The 17,438-nt window shown below is 68.0% G+C and carries 18 protein-coding genes; 8 read left to right on the forward strand and 10 right to left on the reverse strand.

Annotated features, from left to right (window positions below):
• Positions 1-125 precede the first annotated feature (125 nt).
• The 3 genes from AB4059_RS11120 to pip are packed head-to-tail and all read left to right on the forward strand — an operon-like array spanning position 126 to position 4,706.
• On the forward strand, positions 126-2,822 hold the full coding sequence (locus AB4059_RS11120; RefSeq protein ID WP_498978974.1) for a M1 family metallopeptidase: 2,697 nt from the start codon (positions 126-128) through the stop codon (positions 2,820-2,822).
• 46 nt (positions 2,823-2,868) lie between these two features.
• Complete coding sequence (prmC, locus tag AB4059_RS11125) at positions 2,869-3,717, forward strand: peptide chain release factor N(5)-glutamine methyltransferase (RefSeq protein WP_498978975.1); 849 nt, start codon at positions 2,869-2,871, stop codon at positions 3,715-3,717.
• 47 nt (positions 3,718-3,764) lie between these two features.
• Positions 3,765-4,706, forward strand: coding sequence for a prolyl aminopeptidase (gene pip, locus AB4059_RS11130; RefSeq protein ID WP_498979068.1), 942 nt, complete (start codon positions 3,765-3,767; stop codon positions 4,704-4,706).
• Positions 4,707-4,748: 42 nt separating this feature from the next.
• On the opposite strand, the gene AB4059_RS11135 is transcribed toward pip, so the two are convergent.
• The 3 genes from AB4059_RS11135 to AB4059_RS11145 are packed head-to-tail and all read right to left on the reverse strand — an operon-like array spanning position 4,749 to position 6,832.
• A complete protein-coding gene (locus tag AB4059_RS11135; protein ID WP_498978976.1) occupies positions 4,749-5,306 on the reverse strand; it encodes an NUDIX hydrolase in 558 nt (185 codons plus the stop codon).
• 9 nt (positions 5,307-5,315) lie between these two features.
• Positions 5,316-6,242, reverse strand: a complete 927-nt coding sequence (locus AB4059_RS11140) for a 5'-3' exonuclease (RefSeq protein ID WP_498978978.1) — start codon at positions 6,240-6,242, stop codon at positions 5,316-5,318.
• Entirely contained in the window at positions 6,239-6,832 is a 594-nt protein-coding gene (locus tag AB4059_RS11145) for a nitroreductase family protein (protein ID WP_498978979.1), read from the reverse strand. The genes AB4059_RS11140 and AB4059_RS11145 overlap by 4 nt, the downstream gene beginning before the upstream one ends.
• 104 nt (positions 6,833-6,936) lie before the next feature.
• Here AB4059_RS11145 and AB4059_RS11150 point away from each other — a divergent pair, with 104 nt between their 5' ends.
• Together AB4059_RS11150 and AB4059_RS11155 are read left to right on the forward strand one after the other, a co-directional pair.
• Positions 6,937-9,111 carry a DUF1631 family protein gene (locus AB4059_RS11150; protein WP_498978980.1) on the forward strand — a complete coding sequence of 725 codons (2,175 nt, stop codon included), beginning with the start codon at positions 6,937-6,939 and terminating at the stop codon, positions 9,109-9,111.
• A gap of 63 nt (positions 9,112-9,174) precedes the next feature.
• Positions 9,175-10,275: an NAD(P) transhydrogenase subunit alpha gene (locus AB4059_RS11155; RefSeq protein ID WP_498978981.1), complete on the forward strand. Its 1,101-nt coding sequence runs from the start codon at positions 9,175-9,177 to the stop codon at positions 10,273-10,275.
• A 294-nt stretch (positions 10,276-10,569) separates the two neighbouring features.
• Here AB4059_RS11155 and AB4059_RS11160 read toward each other — a convergent pair whose 3' ends face one another.
• From AB4059_RS11160 to AB4059_RS11170, 3 genes are read right to left on the reverse strand one after another with little or no spacing between them, the layout of a single operon-like run.
• Positions 10,570-10,992 (reverse strand): DUF3106 domain-containing protein, encoded by a 423-nt coding sequence (locus AB4059_RS11160; protein ID WP_498978982.1) that lies wholly within the window; start codon positions 10,990-10,992, stop codon positions 10,570-10,572.
• A 4-nt stretch (positions 10,993-10,996) separates the two neighbouring features.
• Positions 10,997-11,386 (reverse strand): hypothetical protein, encoded by a 390-nt coding sequence (locus AB4059_RS11165; protein ID WP_498978983.1) that lies wholly within the window; start codon positions 11,384-11,386, stop codon positions 10,997-10,999.
• The gene (locus AB4059_RS11170; protein WP_498978985.1) at positions 11,383-11,994 is read right to left on the reverse strand and encodes an RNA polymerase sigma factor; all 612 of its coding nucleotides are present in this window, start codon (positions 11,992-11,994) and stop codon (positions 11,383-11,385) included. Before AB4059_RS11170 ends, AB4059_RS11165 begins: the two co-directional genes overlap by 4 nt.
• Positions 11,995-12,159: 165 nt before the next feature.
• On the opposite strand from AB4059_RS11170, the gene AB4059_RS11175 reads away from it, so the two are divergent.
• Complete coding sequence (locus AB4059_RS11175; protein ID WP_498978986.1) at positions 12,160-12,462, forward strand: NAD(P) transhydrogenase subunit alpha part 2; 303 nt, start codon at positions 12,160-12,162, stop codon at positions 12,460-12,462.
• A complete protein-coding gene (locus AB4059_RS11180; RefSeq protein WP_498978987.1) occupies positions 12,462-13,892 on the forward strand; it encodes an NAD(P)(+) transhydrogenase (Re/Si-specific) subunit beta in 1,431 nt (476 codons plus the stop codon). The genes AB4059_RS11175 and AB4059_RS11180 overlap by 1 nt, the downstream gene beginning before the upstream one ends.
• A gap of 12 nt (positions 13,893-13,904) precedes the next feature.
• Here AB4059_RS11180 and AB4059_RS11185 read toward each other — a convergent pair whose 3' ends face one another.
• The 3 genes from AB4059_RS11185 to AB4059_RS11195 form a co-directional block, all read right to left on the reverse strand.
• Positions 13,905-14,396, reverse strand: coding sequence for a hypothetical protein (locus tag AB4059_RS11185; RefSeq protein WP_498978988.1), 492 nt, complete (start codon positions 14,394-14,396; stop codon positions 13,905-13,907).
• On the reverse strand, positions 14,393-14,854 hold the full coding sequence (locus AB4059_RS11190; protein WP_498978990.1) for a hypothetical protein: 462 nt from the start codon (positions 14,852-14,854) through the stop codon (positions 14,393-14,395). The genes AB4059_RS11185 and AB4059_RS11190 overlap by 4 nt, the downstream gene beginning before the upstream one ends.
• Positions 14,855-14,956: 102 nt before the next feature.
• A complete protein-coding gene (locus AB4059_RS11195; protein ID WP_498978991.1) occupies positions 14,957-15,472 on the reverse strand; it encodes a hypothetical protein in 516 nt (171 codons plus the stop codon).
• 108 nt (positions 15,473-15,580) lie between these two features.
• Here AB4059_RS11195 and pdxR point away from each other — a divergent pair, with 108 nt between their 5' ends.
• Positions 15,581-17,020 (forward strand): MocR-like pyridoxine biosynthesis transcription factor PdxR, encoded by a 1,440-nt coding sequence (gene pdxR / locus AB4059_RS11200; protein ID WP_498978992.1) that lies wholly within the window; start codon positions 15,581-15,583, stop codon positions 17,018-17,020.
• 3 nt (positions 17,021-17,023) lie between these two features.
• Here pdxR and AB4059_RS11205 read toward each other — a convergent pair whose 3' ends face one another.
• A complete protein-coding gene (locus AB4059_RS11205) occupies positions 17,024-17,437 on the reverse strand; it encodes a hypothetical protein (protein WP_498978994.1) in 414 nt (137 codons plus the stop codon).
• Position 17,438: the final 1 nt, after the last annotated feature.

The following is a 17,438-nucleotide window of genomic DNA, read 5'->3' on the forward strand; positions in this document are numbered from 1 at the left end:
GAGGGCGGCCGCGGCTGCGGTCGCCCTCCAATGCGGGGTGAGTCACGTTCACTAGGACTTTCGTCATGGGTCCTTGCGGGGACCCCGACGTACTCTCGGCGGCTTCGCCCCTGGAGCTTCAATCCATGCCCTTGCTTCGCCGCAGTCTCCTCGCCACCGCGCTCGTCGCCTCGCTCGGCGTCGCGCATGCCGCCGATCCCTCCGGCGTGCCGCAAGGCCCGCTCCCGCGCAACGTCGTGCCCTCGCTGGTGTCGCTCGAGCTCAAGCTCGATCCGAAGCAGGCCACCTTCACCGGCACCACGCGCATCGAAGCGCAGGTCGCCGAAGCCACCGATTCGTTCTGGATGCACGGCCGCGATCTGAAGATCTCCAAGGCCGAGGCCATCGTCGGCAAGAAGCGCATCGCGCTGACGGCGACGCCGGCCGATGTCTCCGGCGTGTTGAAGATGCAGGCCGCGGAAAAGATCCCGGCGGGCAAGGCGGTCATCGAAATCGCGTATGAAGCCCCGTTCGGCGAGTTGCAAGGCGCGTATCGCGTGAAGCCGGACGGCAACGATTACGTCGTGACGCAGATGGAGCCGATCGGCGCGCGCAACACCTTCCCGTCGTTCGACGAACCCTCGTTCAAGCAGCCCTGGGACATCACGCTGATCGTTCCGGAAAACGACGCGGCCATCGCGAACAGTGCCGAAGCGAAGACCGAAAAACTGCCGGGTGGTTGGAAGAAGGTCACCTTCAATCGCACGCAGGCGTTGCCGAGCTATCTGATCGCCTTCGCGGTCGGCCCGTGGGATGTGCCGGCTGGCCCGGACATCGGTCCGAATGGCGAGCGCACCACGCCGATCAAGCTGCGTGGCGTCGCGGCGAAGGGGCAGGGCGGCCGCATGCAGTACTCGCTGGCCAACACGCCGGAAATCGTGAAGGCGCTGGAAACCTATTTCGGCACGCCGTATCCCTTCGACAAGCTCGACAACGTCGCGGCGCCCGACTTCTGGGCCGGCGCGATGGAAAACGCGGGCATGATCGTCTACCGCGACAGCCTGATGTTCCCCGACGAGAAGTCTTCGGTGTCGCAGCGCCAGTCCTTCTGGGGCGTGAGCGCGCACGAACTCGCGCACCAGTGGTTCGGCGACCTGGTCACCATGCGCTGGTGGGACGACCTGTGGCTCAACGAAGCCTTCGCCACCTGGATGGGCAACAAGATCCACGGCCAGTTGCGCCCCGAGGCGCACACCGACCGCGGCCTGCTCGAAGGCGCGATCGGTGCGATGGGCGCCGACAGCCTGTCCAGCACGCGTCGCATCCATGAGCCGATCCACGACTTCACGCAGATCCAGTCGGCCTTCGACGGCATCACCTACCAGAAGGGCGGCGCGGTGCTCGGCATGTTCGAGCGCTACATCGGCGAGGACCAGTTCCGCACCGGCATCCGCAACTACCTGCACGACCACGCGCGCGGCAACGCGACCAGCGCCGACCTGATCGCCGCGGTGGCGAAGCAGAGCGACGATCCGGCCGCCGTCGATGCGGCGTTCAAGAGCTTCATCGACCAGCCGGGCGTGCCGTTCCTGAAGGTGGCCGTCGAATGCGGCGCCGGCAAGCCGGCGCTGGTGGTCGCGCAGCAGCGTTACCTGCCGCTCGGTTCCTCGGCCAGCGCGAACATGACGTGGGGCATCCCGCTGAGTGTGCGCTATGCGGACAACGGCACGATCCGCGAGCAGAAGGGCATCATCACGGGCCAGTCGGCGCGCTTCGAACTGAAGGACGCCACGTCCTGCCCGCAGTGGGTCATGCCCAATGCGCATGGCGCGGGCTATTACCGCTTCGCGATGGAGCCGAAGTACCAGAAGTCGCTGTCCGATGCGTTCGCCAAGCTCGATGAGCGCGAGCAGCGCGTCTACGCCGATTCGGTCACGTCGGCTTATGGCGCGGGCCAGCTCTCGCCGAAGGAACTGCTCGCCGCGCTGCCGCAGTTCACCACCGCGCAGGTGCGCCAGACGGTCACCGCGGGCATGGGCTCGATCGGCTGGATGGACGAACAACTCCTGGCGAGCGAAGCCGAACGCACCGCGTTCCGTGCGAAGGCCGCGGAAATCTATCGTCCGCGCCTGACGGGCCTGGGCCTGTCGCCGAAGGACGGCGAATCCGACGACGATCGCCTGCTGCGCGCTTCGCTGGTGGGCTTCTTTGCCGGAACCCTGAAGGATCCGCAGGTGCGCGCCGAAATGGGCAAGCAGGGCCGTGCGGTCCTCGGCCTGGGCGGCGACGGCCAGTTGCACGCCGACGCGGTGCCGAAGGATCTGCGCGCGGTCGCGCTGGAAGTGGCGGTGCAGGAAGGCGGCAAGGCGGCGTTCGACGCCGCCGAGAAGCACTTCCGCGCCAGCCAGGATCCGACGATCCGTTCGCAGCTGCTCTCGGCGATGGGCGCCACCCAGGACGCCCAGCTCGCCGAACGCGCCCGCGCGCTGGTCTTCGAAAAGGGCCTGCTCCGCCGCAACGAGATCTTCCCGATCGTCGGCGGCCAGACCGATGACGAGAAGACGCGTCCGGCGCTGCGCCAGTGGGTGGATGCGCACTTCAGCGAACTCGAGGCGCGCCTGGCGCCGGCGGGTGCGGCACTGGTCGGCCTGTACTCGGCGGGCATGTGCAGCGAGTCGGAGGCGGCCGATGTGGAGTCGCGCTTCGCCGATCGCATGAAGTCGATCGAAGGCGGCCCGCTGGAGCTCAAGCAGACCGCCGAAGCGATCCGCCTGTGCTCGGCGCAGAAGACGGCCCGCAAGGGCATGCCGCTGGCGTTCGAAATGCCGAAGGCGAAAAAGTAAGGAAGGCACGCGCGGCATGGGGCGCATCTTGGTTAGGATGCGCCCCATGGCCGATTCTTCCCCCGTTCGCGTCGACGACCTGCTGAAGGACGCGCGCGCGAAGGTGGAACACGCCGACGCCGAATGGCTGCTCGCCTTCGTACTCGGCAAATCGCGCAGCTGGTTGTACGCACGCGGCGACGATCCCGTCGCCGACGATGCCGCGCAACGCTACGCCTCGCTACTCGCACGGCGCATCGCCGGCGAACCGCTCGCCTATCTCACCGGTCGCAAGGGCTTCTGGCGTTTCGAACTCCAGGTCACGCCCGATACGTTGGTGCCGCGCCCGGAAACCGAACTGCTCGTCGAACTCGCCCTCGCGCATCTTTCCCGCGAAGACGTCGTGCGCGTCGCCGACCTGGGCACCGGCAGCGGCGCGATCGCGCTGGCCATCGCCTACGAACGCCCGCGCGCGGAAATCATCGCCGTCGACGACAGCGCCGCCGCGCTCGAAGTCGCGCAATCCAACGCACGCGCATTGCGCCTGACCAACGTGGAGTTCCGCAACGGCCACTGGTGCGAGCCGCTGGGCGATGGGTTGTTCGACGCCATCGCGAGCAATCCGCCGTACATCGCGCTGGGCGACCTGCACCTGGATGCGTTGCGCTATGAACCGGCATCCGCACTGTCCTCGGGCCACGACGGGCTCGATGCGATCCGCGACATCGTGCGCACCGCGCCCGCACACCTCAAGCCCGGCGGTGCGTTGCTCATCGAACACGGCCGTGACCAGGGCGCCGCCGTACGTGCGTTGTTCACGCAAGCGGGCTTGATCGACATCGACACGGGCCTGGACATGGAACGCCGCGAACGCGTGACCAGCGGCATCAAACCCGGCGGACCATCGCTGGGCTAGACTCCCGGACTCAGGTGGATTTTGCCCAGCGGCGGAGGCCGATCATGTTGCGCGAACTGTATCCCGACCTCCAGCCGTTCGACACCGGCACGCTGAAGCTCGACGCGCGCCACACGATGTACTACGAACAGTGCGGCAATCCCGACGGCAAGCCCGTCGTGATGTTGCACGGCGGGCCGGGCGGCGGTTGCAGCGACAAGATGCGCCGCTTCCACGATCCGAAGAAATATCGAGTCGTGTTGTACGACCAGCGCGGCAGCGGGCGTTCGACGCCGCACGCGGATTTGGTCGACAACACGACCTGGCACCTGGTCGCCGACATCGAAACGCTGCGCGAGAAATTGCGGATCGATCGCTGGCAGGTGTTCGGTGGCTCGTGGGGCTCGACGCTCGCGCTGGCCTACGCCGAAAAACATCCCGAGCGCGTGACCGAGCTGGTGCTGCGCGGCATCTTCATGCTGCGCCGCTGGGAGCTGGAGTGGTTCTACCAGGACGGCGCCTCGCGCCTGTTCCCCGATGTGTGGGAACACTACCTGGCGGCGATTCCGCCGGTGGAACGGCACGACATGATGAGCGCCTACCACCGTCGCCTGACGAGTCCGGACGAGGCGACGCGCCTGGCCGCGGCGCGCGCGTGGAGCGTGTGGGAAGGCGCGACGAGTTTCCTGCGCATGGATCCGGATTTCATCAGCGGCCACGACGAGCCGGAATTCGCGCTGGCCTTCGCGCGCATCGAAAACCATTACTTCGTCAACGGCGGGTTCTTCGAAGAAGAGAACCAGTTGCTGCGCGACGTGCACCGCATCGCCTCGATCCCGGGCGTCATCGTCCACGGCCGTTACGACGTGGTGTGCCCGATCAAGAGCGCGTGGGAACTCAAGCAGGCGTGGCCGGGCGCGGAGCTGGTGATCACGCCGACCTCGGGCCATTCGGCCTTCGAACCGGAGAACACCGACGCGCTGGTGCGCGCGACGGACAAGTTCGCGTAGTGCTCCCTCCCCTGCGAAGGCAGGGGAGGGCTGGGGAGGGGTTCAGTCAGGTCGCAACGTGCCGTCAGGATTTCTTTCGAGCATCCAAAGCCCCGCCCACAACTTCAGATCAAGTTCAAAACCTTCGCGCGATTTCTGCATCAGCCACGCCGCGGCATTCACCCGCGGCACGGCGTGCACGATGATGTCTTCACCGTCGACGCCACCGCCCGGGCCCGTGCGCACCAGGCCTTCGGCCCGCACGAACGCGATGCGCTCGTTGCTCATGCCCGCCGAGGTCGGCCCGACCAGCAACACTTCGACACGTGAAGGGCGCCAACCGGTTTCTTCTTCGAGTTCGCGCGTGGCCGCCATTTCCAGCGTGTCCTCGCCCGACTGATCGCCGACCAGGCCGGCCGGCATCTCGATCGTCTTCGAACCCAGGGGCACGCGGTATTGCTCGACGAACAACACTTCGTCGTCGGGCGTGGCCGCGACGATGATCACCGCCATGCCCTCGCCGTGCGTGCGCTCGCACGATTCCCAATGGCCGCGCTTCACCAGGCGCAGCCACTGGCCTTCGCAAAGGGTCGTTTTTTCGTCGGTCGTCGGGCGGTCCATGCCCCGATGCTATCCCGCGACGGTGACCGTCGTCTGCACGCCGGAGGCTTCCTGCAAACGTCGACGCGTCAGCGGGCCGAAGCGCACGGATTCGCACAAGCCGATCAGTGCCGCGCCGTCGGCCTGGCCGCGGTGGAAGGTCGCGTGCGACAGCGGCGCATCCAGTGCGATGGTCGTCAGTTGACGCCAGAGCAGCGCCTGTTCCTTGTTGGCGCGCAATTTCACTGCAACCTGCGCGGCGCCGCGGATGCGCAGGAACGGCACTTCCTCCACGCGCGCCAGCAGCGCATCGAGGCTGCCGAAATGCGCGAGCAGGATCGCCGCGGTCTTCGGGCCCACGCCCGGCACGCCGGGGATGTTGTCGACGCTGTCGCCGGTCAAGGCGAGATAGTCGGCGATCTGGTGCGCTTCGACGCCGTGGCGATCCTTCACGCCCGCCATGGTCCAGCGCACGTTCTTCGCGTAATCCCACTGCTCGTCCAGGCCGGCGAGCAATTGCGAGAGATCCTTGTCGGCCGACACGATCACGGCGCGATGGCCCGCGGCGCGCCCGACATGCACCGCGGTGCCGATCAGATCGTCCGCTTCGTAATCCGAATGCGCGAGCACCGGCAGGCCGAGCGCGCGGCACAGGGCCTTGCAATGCGCGAACTGGCGCTTGAGCTCTTCCGGCGCCGATTCACGATTGGCCTTGTAGGCCGGGTAGAGCGCATTGCGGAAACAACTGTCGAGCGCTTCGTCGAAGGCGATCGCGATCTGGCGCGGGCGCTCGCGTTCGAGCAGCTCCAGCAGGAAGCGCGCGAAGCCGTGGACCGCGTTGGTCGGCCAACCGTCTGCGTCGTGGAATTCATTCGGCATCGAATGCCATGCGCGGAACACGTACATGCTCGCGTCGACCAGATAGAGCGGCGGCTGGATCGCGGCCGGTGCGTTCATGCGGGACTCCAGTCGGTGAGCAACGCCTGCAGGTCGGGGCGGTCGCGCTCGGGCGCGTCGAGTTTCGGCGTGCCGATGTGGATGAAGCCGACAACGTGTTCGTCTTCGGCCAGCCCGAAGACCTGGGCGATCGCCGGATCGTAGGCCGGCCAACCGGTCAGCCATTGCGCGCCGAAGCCGCAGGCCTGCGCGGCCTGCAACAAGGCGAAGCACACGCACGAGGCGCTGCTGAAGCGTTCGGAAGCGGGGATCTTTTCGTCGGGGCCTTGCTTGGCGACGACGATCAGCACCAGCGGCGCATGCGCGAAGCGGTTGCGATCCTTTTCGATCGCGCTCTCGCCGGCCTGCGGATCGCGCTCGAGCGTGCGCGCCGCGAGGCGTTCGCCCAATGCATGGCGCGCGTCGCCGGCGACGCGGATGAAGCGGAAAGGCACGCGCTTGCCGTGGTCGGGCACGCGCACGGCGGCCGACAGGATCCGCGCAAGCGTGGCCGAATCGGGACCTGGTTCACCCAATTGCTTGGCCGGCACCGACCGCCGCGCGTTCAGGAAATGCAGTTCGTCGGATGGATTGGGGTCAACTGGGGACATGGGTCACAGAACCGGAATTTCGAAGGTGAGTTGACACAACGCGACACTATGCTGCCCCTCAGTGTCGCATTTGGTCACATGGTGTCGCGGTCAGGGAGATCGACATGTCGGGGCAGGCAACGGGGCTGGACACCACTCAGCGGGCCAATCCGGCAGGCGTGCTGGAAGAAATGAAGCGCCTGGCCGTCGAACAACTCGGCGGCGTGCCCAGCGCATTGTACGCGCCGGTGGCCGAGGCCCTGGATGATGCCGCGCGCCGCGCGGGCCTGATCCAGATCCGCCGCGGCGACCACATCGCGCTGCTCAACCTGCGCCAGCGCAACGCCGGCAACGTGATGCGCTTCCGCCAGTTGATCGCGCAGGGCTTCGAGGATTTCCGCGCGCTGCCCAACCGCCTGCGCAATGGCCAGCAGCTCGGCCTGGTCGAAGACCGCCACCTGGGGTTCCATTACGCGGGCCAGAAGCTCGCCGAATCCATCGGCCAGCGCTATGTGCGGCAGTTGGAGATGCTCGACCAGCGGCTGGAAGCGCTGGCGCAGGAACTGGGCGCCAACTCCTCGTCCAACCCGATCGGCGCCACGCGCCTGGCCGGCGCCTTCCTGGCGACCTTCCACGACGCCGACCTGCCCGAAACGCTGCGCCCGCTGCTGTTCCGCCAGTACGAACACGAGCTCTCGCGCGTGCTGGGCGACCTGTATGGCCGCATCAACACCCTGCTCGCGGCGGCCGGTTACGGACTGAAGCAGACGCCTGCGCCGGCCACGGCCTCCGCGGCCGACAACACCGATTCCGTTTCCGCGGTGCCGCATTCGCCTGGCAACGCCCGCCACACTTCCCCCGATGTCGATGCGATGGAACGCTTCGGAGACCTGCGCGCCATGTTGCACGCCTGGAGAGACGGATCCTCGCCCGCTGCCCGTTCGGAAGCGCGCGCCACCACGTCGGCATCCGGCGCCCCGCGCCGCGAGCTGCGCTCGGCCGAAGTCATCAGCGTGACCTCCCTGCTGCAGCGCGACGGGCCGGAGCCTTACGCACGTGCGCTCGCCGGTGCCGGTTCGCTGGCCGACGCGATCCGCGACCAATTGACCGAAGGCGCGCGCCGCCTCGGCCTGGACCCGGACCAGACGCAGATCGGCGCGCAAGAGAACGATGCGATCGACCTGGTCGGCCTGTTGTTCGAATCGCTGTTCCAGACCCACGCGATGCTCGACCGCGCGCGCCGCGTGTATGCGCGCCTGGTGCTGCCCTACGTGAAGGTGGCGCTCAGCGACGACGGCCTGTTCCTGCGCCGCGACCATCCCGCGCGCCGCCTGTTCGACACGATCACCGAAGCCTGCGAAGGCAACGACGGCGCCACGCCGCAGGATCGCGAACTGCTCGAACGCGCCGCCGGCATCGCGCAGCGGATCGTGGCCGATTACAACGAAGACCTCGAAATCTTCGCGCTGGCCAGCGCGGAACTCGAAGCGCTGCTCGAGCAGCAGCGCAAGCGCGTGGACATGCTCGAAAAGCGCGCGGCCGAAGCCGTGCACGGCAAGGAACGCCTGCTGCAGGCGCGCCTGCAGGCGGGCGCGGCGCTCAACCAGCGCCTGCGCACGCCGCTGACCGAAGCGGTCGCCGAATTCCTCGTCGAACATTGGCAGCACCAGCTGTTGCAGACCTTGTTGCGCGAAGGTCGCGAATCGCCGAAGCACGCCGATGTCCTGGCGCTCGCCGATGCGCTGATCGTCGTCGACGGCCTGTCTGCGCAGGCGCGCGGTAGCGTCGTGGCCGATCGCCTGATCGCGCTGCAGCCGGCCATCGTCGAATGCCTGGTCGCCTGCGGCCACGACGAACACGGTGCGAACGACTGGCTCGCCGGCGTCGTGCGTGCGCTCGCGCAACCCGACCTGCCGCGCATGGTGCGCAATCTCCCGCCGCCGGTCGTCGCCGACGACGACTCCGAGCAGGGCGCGCTGCGCGTGGTCGGTGGCCATGCGGGCCTGGACTTCGATCCCGAAGTCGCCCAGCGCATGCGCCTGCTCGCCCCTGGCGAATGGCTGCGCCTGCTCGACCAGCAGGGCGAACACGTGGCGGCGAAGGTCGCCTGGGTCAGTCCGCTCAGTGGCCGCTTCCTGCTCGTCAACCGCCGCGGCGCGCGCGTACTCGTCGCTTCGGCCGAGCAACTCGCGGCACTGGTCGCCGAAGGCCGCCTGGTCGCAGGCACCGAGCAAGCGCCCTTCGACGAAGCGATGCGCCAGATGCGCGCGCGCCTCAACCGGGCGGTCGGGCAGAACTGATCCGCGCAAGGTAGGGTGGTCGCGCTAGGATGCAACGGCGCACCTTGAACCCGAGGCGGATCGATGACGGTCGAAGTGGGAGTCGCGCGGGAAACCGCGCACGGTGAACGGCGCGTCGCGCTGACGCCCGAAACCTGCAGGAAGCTCGTGAAGCTCGGTGCGAACGTCCGCATCGAGCGCGGCGCGGGCGCGTCCGCCGGGTTTCCCGATGCCGATTACAGCGAAGCAGGCGCGCAGGTCGTCGACGATGGTCACCTCGCGCTCGGCGGCGCCGACGTCGTGTTGTGCGTACAGCCCCCCGATGCGGTGCGCCTGTCGCAGTTGAAGGAAGGCGCGGTCCTCGTCGGACTCCTGCAACCGCAGGGCGATGCCGCGCGCGGTGCGCAGATCCAGGCGCGCAAGCTCCTCGCCTTCCCGCTCGAACGCTTGCCGCGCACCACGCGCGCGCAGGCGATGGACGTGCTCAGTTCGCAGGCCGGCATGGCCGGTTACAAGGCGGTGCTGATCGCCGCGCAGCTCACCCCACGCTTCTTCCCGATGCTGACAACCGCTGCCGGCACGATCCGTCCCTCGCGCGTGTTGATCGTCGGCGCGGGCGTTGCGGGCCTACAGGCGGTCGCGACCGCCAAGCGCCTGGGCGCGCAGGTCGAAGGCTTCGACGTACGGCCCGAAACGCGCGAACAAATCGAATCGCTCGGCGGCAAGTTCCTCGACCTCGGCGTGAGCGCCGCGGGCGAGGGCGGCTACGCGCGCCAACTCACCGAGGAAGAACGCGCCGAACAACAGCGGCGCCTCGGCGAATACCTGAGGAACATCGACGTCGTCGTCTGCACCGCGGCGGTGCCCGGCCGGCCCGCGCCGAAGATCGTGACCGCGGCGATGGTCGCGGGCATGCGACCGGGCAGCGTGATCGTCGATCTCGCAGCGGAAACCGGCGGCAATTGCGAGCTGACGCAGCCCGGCGAGACGATCGACAGCAATGGCGTGGTCATCGCCGGTCCCTTGAACCTGGCGAGCATGGGCGCGCTGCATGCCAGCGAGATGTACGCGCGCAACGTTTACAACTTCGTCGCCCTGTTGCTGAAGGATGGCGCGCTCGCATTCGATTGGGGCGACGAGCTGCTGGCGAAGACGGTGTGGCCGGAGCGCGCCGTTCCGGCGTGAGTCGCGCGGGGTACCAGTCCTTCGGTTGGGACGCCTCGCCACGTGTCGAGGCTCATCTCAACTGAGGTGTCGTCCTCTTCGGCGACCAGACCTCTGCTTTCTCGACAAAGATCGGGGCAGTGCGAAGCTTGCTTCGCACCCGCAAATCAAATGCTCGGGCGAAGCCCCCGATCGAGAGCCAACGCACGAAAGGTGATGCCCCAGCGTTGTGGGTTTCAAATTTTTTTCCCAAAAAAATTTGGAACTCACGACGTTCGGGCGGCGCGAAAGCAAAGGGTGTAAGCCCCAAACGCGTCAATCCTTGGGCGGATGCGCATCCAGCCAGGCCTTGCGCTGCTCCGGCGTCATGTCGAGCCACTTTTCCTTGAGCGCGTGGCGTTCCTCCGGCGGCATCGACCGCATGCGCTCGAACAACTCGCGCGCCTGGTCCCGCTGGTCGGGCGAAAGGTGATCCCACCGGCGCATGCCCTTGTGCGCGGCTTCGCGCTGTTCGGGAGTCATCGTCGTCCAGCGACGCGCGTGCTCGAGCATGCGCCGGCGCTGGTCGGCGTCGGCGTTATTCCAGCGATCGCGGATCGGAGCAATGAGCACATCGCGCTCGGCCGGGGAGAGTTGTTCCCACTGCGCAGGGGCAGGCGTGGGCGCGGGCGTCTGTTGCGCGAACGCGGGCATCGCGAGCAGCGCGACCACGACAAGCCAGGGGTGACGTCGGATCATCGGATTACTCCATGGCCATCAGGGCGGCATCGTCCGACGCCAGCCACACGTAGAGATCGGGGTTTTCGTCGAGCGGCGAGGCGATGAGCGGATCCTCGCTGGTCGCCGTCGTGCTGCTCGACGCCGGTTGGACGGCTGCGACCACCGGCGCGTTCGTCGTCGGCGGCAGCGAACGCAGCTGCATGCCGAGCACGAGCGCGCCCACCGTCGCCGCGGCCGCGAGCGGGATCGCCAGGCGCCATTTCGATGCGGGCGCCTGCACGCTTTCGCCACGCAGCGCCTTGTTGCGGCGCTGCTGCAATTGCGCGCGCACGCGGGGCGAGAGATGGTCCAGCGCCTGCGCATGCAATGCGCGGATCGCGTCGTCCTGCTTGTCGTGGTCGCCGATGTTCATGCGAATTCCTCCAGTTGCGCCTGCAAGGCTTCGCGGGCGCGGAACAAATGCGTTTTCACCGACCCTTCGCTGCACCCCATCACGCGCGCGGTGGTCGCCACGTCGAGTTCTTCGATCACGCGCAGGGTGAAGGCTTCGCGCTGGCGCGCCGGCAATGCGCGCACCGCCTGTGCGATGCGGGCATAGGCTTCGCGGCTGTCGTGCTTGCGGGAAGGGTCGGATTCGGGGTCGAGCGTGGGGACGCGTTCGCTCCAGTCGATCGCGTCTTCGTCGGCGTGGCTCGATTGCGGGCGCAGCCAACGCAGGCGGAAGCTGCGACGCCGCTGCGCATCGACGATGCGGCTGCGCAACACGCTCCAGAACAACGGCGTCCATTCTTCCGCCGGCTTGTCGGCGTAAGCCAGCATCTTCAGCATCGCGTCCTGCACGACATCCAGCGCGTCGTCGCGATGGCGCAGGCCCAGTTCGGCGAAGCGGAACGCGCGGGCGGCGATGCCATCGAGGAAGGCTGCGAGCGTGCGCGGCGGCGCCGCATCGCGCACGGGCGCGTCGACTGCCGGGAAGGCGGTCATCGGATCGTCGGCATCTTCGGTCACTCGAAGGAACATAGCAGTCGGTCGGCCGGTGGTGGCGGTCCGAGGGAACCGGCCGCTTGGCCAGGCCCGCACCGCCTGCGAGGTGGGGGAACGCGGCCGCGCCCGGGGCGTTGACCCGGCGCGCGCCGGGTTCACCTGTCGTTATGATGGCCGCACGCGACGACTGGGGCAGACGGCATGGCGGCGGACGGGTTCGTGGTGCTCTACATCTTCATGCTGGCCGCCATCGCGGGCCACGTGATCATTTCCCGGGTCCCGGTGATCCTCCATACGCCCCTGATGTCGGGCTCGAACTTCATCCACGGCATCGTGCTCATCGGCGCGATGGTGGTGCTCGGCCACGCCGACACGACCCTGGAGAAGGCCATCGGGTTCGTCGCGGTCCTGCTGGGCGCGGGCAACGCGGCCGGTGGTTACGTGGTGACCGAGCGCATGCTCGAACTGTTCAAGGCCAGCAAGAAGCCGGGGGCCAAGCCGTGATGGCGTCCTGGCAGGTGCTCGTCGCCGCGACGAGCTACCTCGTCGCCGCCACGCTCTTCCTCCTCGGCCTGCAACGCATGGCCTCGCCGGTGACCGCGCGCAGCGGCATCCAGTGGGCGGGCGTGGGCATGGTGATCGCAACCGTGGCGACGTTCGTGTTGCCGGGGTTGCACAACATGGCGCTGATCGTGATCGCGCTCGTGCTCGGCACCGTGGTCGCGTGGGTGTGGGGCAAGCGCGTTGCGATCACCGACATGCCGCAGATGGTCGCCTTGTTCAACGGCATGGGCGGTGGATCGGCGGCGGCGATCGGTGCGGTGGAATTGCTGCGCCTGACCGGCGGGCCGCGCGATGCGAACGCCACGTCGTTGCATATCGGGCTGGCCGTGGTCGGTGCGTTGATCGGCGCGGTGTCGCTGACCGGTTCGATCATCGCCTGGGCGAAGCTCGACGGTCGCATGGACAAGCGCTACACGTTCTCGGGGCAGCAGGCGTTCAACGCGCTGATGTTCGTCGCGGCGGTGTTGCTCGGCGGCTTCGTCGTGTATGCGCTGGCCTTCGGTGGCGGCACTTCGCTGCAGGTGACGACGCTCGCGATCGTCGCGTTCTTCGCCGCCGCGCTGCTCCTCGGCATTCTGATGACGCTGCCCATCGGCGGCGCCGACATGCCCGTCGTCATTTCGCTCTACAACGCCTTCACCGGCCTGGCGGTCGCCTTCGAAGGCTACGTCCTCGGCAACCAGGCATTGATCATCGCCGGCACCATGGTCGGTGCGGCGGGCATGCTGCTCACGCGCCTGATGGCCAAGGCGATGAACCGCAAGATCACCAACGTGCTGTTCTCGAACTTCGGCGCGACCGGTGAAGCGCAGGAAATCTCCGGCACGCAGAAGCCGATCGAAGCGGGCGATGTCGCCGCGATGATGGCCTACGCCGAACGCGTGGTGATCGTGCCCGGTTACGGCATGGCCGTCGCGCAGGCGCAGCACAAGATCTGGGAACTCACGCAGCGGCTCATCGCGCGCGGCGTCAAGGTGAAGTTCGCCATCCATCCCGTCGCCGGCCGCATGCCGGGCCACATGAACGTGCTGCTCGCCGAAGCCGGCGTGCCCTACGACCTCATCGCGGACATGGACGACATCAACCCCGAATTCCCGAACACCGATGTCTCGCTGGTCATCGGCGCGAACGACGTGGTCAATCCCGTCGCCAAGACCGACCCGGCCTCGCCGATCTACGGGATGCCGATCCTCGACGTGAACCTGAGCAAGCAGACCGTGGTGATCAAGCGCGGCAAGGGCACGGGCTTCGCGGGCATCGAGAATGCGCTGTTCTATGCCGACAACACGCGCATGCTATACGGCGACGGCGCGGAAATGGCGAGTGCGCTCGTGAGCGAACTCAAGGCGCTGGACGGCGGCGGTCACTGACCGTCGCGGAGCTCAATCACGCAACGCGTTGCGCGCGATGAACGCGCACGCGATGCCGATCGCCACGTGCACGACGATGCTCGCCATCGTCCACGCGGTGAAGCGGATCGGCGAAGGCCCGGCCGCCGACAGCGGCACGATCACGAGATTCATCGCCGCGTACAGGCACAGCCCGTAGGCCGATCCCCAGCGCCAGGGGCGCCGCATGAGGGACGGCGAACGCGAGGCGACCAGCGCATAGGCGAGCACCATGCACGCGGCGATGAAGTAGTGCGCGATCACGCCGACCGCCGCGGTGCGCAGCCCGCCATCGAAACTCGCCTCGCCGTACACGCCGGCGGCGATCGACTGGAGGATGCGCACCGGCGGCACCGACGCCGCGATCGCCCACCATGTGCAGGCGAACACCAGGTCGAACGTCCCCACCGCCAACCCACCCAACAGCACGCGGCGGAGTTGGAGGCGGGGTGGGGAAACCTGCAGGTCGGCGTACAGTCGCGTCATTGCGTGCAGAGCGTTCCGGTGATTTCGGTGGTGACGACCGGACCGGTCGTGCCGAAGACGAACAACTCGCCGGTGGCGCCCGCGTAACGGCCCGTGCCCGAGACGACCGCGTGGTGCGCGATCACGCGCCCCGTGCCGGTGATGCCCGCTTCGCGCATGACCAGGGTGCCGTCGCGCAATTCGTAACGGAACGGACCGCTGTAGGGCGTCCACTCGGGCGAGGTGGACGCCGGCGTGCCCACGCCGTCGGCGCGGAAATGCGATGTGCCGCGAAATCCGTGGTTGCCTTCGACTTCACCGAGGAAGCACGAGGGCTCGCCGGCATCGCATCCGGTGGTGACGCGCACCTCGGTCATGTCGGCGTGGATGGACTTGCAGTTCTCCTGCGGGCCGGCGAGGGCCGCAGGTGCGATGGCGAGTGTGCACAGCGCCACCGCGAAGGCGATTGCATGCGTCATGGCTGTCTCCGAATCCGGCGAACCGATCGCCGGTGGAACGCATGCTTGGTCTTGTGCGTGGTCCCCCGCGAGCACCGCCTGCGCGGTGCGCGAGGGAACCAATCAACGTGCGTGTGCGCGTGCGATCGTGGCGCAGCCGATCCCGATGCCGGCGAACGTCGCCAGGCACGCGATCGTCCACGACAGCGGCGCGCTGCTGGTGCGCGCGGTCGCCGCCGAGAAGTACGGCACGATCACTTCGAACAGCAGGCCATACATCGCCATGCCGTACGCACTGCCCGCGATCCACGCATGTCGATGCAGTTGCGGCCAGCGCGTGGTCAGCCACATGTAGCCGGCGACCATCGCCGCCACCGTCGCGCAATACAACAACGCGCCGGCGATCGCGGCATCGACGCCACCAGCATGCGCGGCATGCGAACCGACGACCCACGAGGCGATGCCTTGCCCGATGCGCACCGGCGGGACGCCCGCATACAGGAACCAGTACAGGGAGGCGAAGGCCAGGTCGGCCAGCGCGAATGCACTGCCGCCGAGCGCAATGGACGCCCAGGCCGGCCAGGCGCGCGGTGCTTCAGAAAGGGCCGGAGAGTGGGACCAGGCAGACCGTACGTGCATGGCGGACCTCGTGCAGGCAGGATTGGCCTCATCACACGCCCGTGGATTGGCACTGGCAAGGGCCAATCGACCGGGCCGGAATGGGGCCATTCCCTCCGGAGGTCGGCCATGCACCTGCAACTCGACGGACGCGGTCCCCTGCATGCGCAACTCACCCGCGCGCTGAAGACCGCCCTGGCCGGCGGCCGCCTCGGCCAGGGCAGCCGCTTGCCGCCGACCCGTGCGCTGGCCCGCGACCTCGGCCTGTCGCGCAACACCGTGCTGACCGCCTACGAACAACTGCGCGCCGAGGGATTCATGGCCGCGCGCGTGGGGTCGGGGAGTTTCGTTTCGGCGCCCTTGCTGACCGAAGCGGCGAACGACGCGCCGCCGGCGATCGCGCCACCGCAAACCGCGTACGCGCGACGCGCACGCAACGCCGACATCCGCCGCCTGCTGCGCAACAAACCGCGCGAAGCGGTGCGCTTCTCTTTCCAGTACGGCCTGCCGCTGGTGAATCCCGCGCTGACCACCGCGTGGGCGCGCGAACTCGCGCACGCCGCGGCCTACACCGCGCCGGACTATCCCGACCCGCAGGGCCTGCCCGCATTGCGCGAAGCGATCTGCGATTACCTCGCGCGCCGTCGTGGCGTGCAGGCGGTGCCGGACGATGTGCTCATCGTCGGCGGCACGCAGCAGGCGGTGTCGCTCGCCGCGCGCATCCTGCTCGACGCCGGCGACCTGGCGGTGGTCGAAGAACCGCAGTACTTCGCGCTGCGCAAAGTGCTGCAGATCCACGGCGCGCGCCTGCATGGCGCGGATGTCGATGAAGATGGGTTGCGCCCGGATCGATTGCCCGCCGATTCGCCGCGCATGATCTGCGTGACGCCGTCGCATCAATTCCCCGGCGGCTCGGTGTTGTCGCTGTCGCGACGGCTGGAATTGCTGCAGTACGCACGCATGCACGACAGCTGGATCTTCGAGGACGACTACGACGGCGAGTTCCGTTACGACACGCAACCGCTCGCCGCGCTGCGCTCGCTCGATCGCGATGGGCGCGTGATGTACGTCGGCACGTTCTCCAAGACCTTGTTCCCGTCCTTGCGGCTGGGATACATCGTGATGCCGCCGGCGTTGCGCGAGGATCTGGTCACCGCGAAGTGGGCGCAGGATTTCGGCAGTTCGGCGATCGAGCAGGCGGCGCTCGCGCGCTTCATGGCCGGCGGTGGATTCGAACGCCACCTGCGTCGCAGCGCGCGCACCTTGCAGGAGCGGCGCACGCTGTTGCTCGACGGATTGCGCGAAGTCGGGAAGGGGCGCCTGGAGATCGCCGATTCGCACGCCGGCATGCACGTGGTCGTGTGGTTGAAGGACAAGTCCGACGCCGCGCTCGATGCGATCCTCGCGCACGGCCAATCGCTCGGCCTGGGCCTGTTCACGCTGCGCCCGCACTATCTGCGGCGGCCGCAGCGCGCGGGCTTGCTCATGGGCTTTTGCGGTTTGTCGGCCGCGCAGATCCGCGAAGCGATGCCTTTGTTCGAAGCGGTGCTCGACCGCGCTTACGCGTGAAGATCAGCGCGAGGCGATCGCCGCGACGAGCAGGCCGAACCCGATCCACGCCCAGTCGGCGGGCGTGTTCGCCAGATGGGTGAGCGTCCATGCGAGCGAGGGCCCGAGCTTGGTCATCGTTTCGCCGAAGCCGAGCCCGAGCATCCCCGACAGATGCGCCGAAACGATGCCCCATTGCGCGAGCACGATGGCCAGGGCGGTCGCGGCCACGCCGGTGCCCGTGCGCACCCAGCCACGCGGCTCTCGCCCGAGGCGAAGCAGCCAGGCCGCGTCGAGCGCGGCGATCACCGCCATCCAGCCGCATTGCGAGGACGTGAACATCGCCGCGGCGACCCAGGCCGCCGCGACCCCGGTGCTGCCGACCAGGGCGAGCGCGGCCCCCATCCATGGAGAATGTTGCGTTTCCTGTGGCGCCATC

The sequence above is a fragment of the Lysobacter sp. 2RAF19 genome (genome assembly GCF_052115395.1).
Classification (GTDB): Bacteria; Pseudomonadota; Gammaproteobacteria; order Xanthomonadales; family Xanthomonadaceae; genus Noviluteimonas.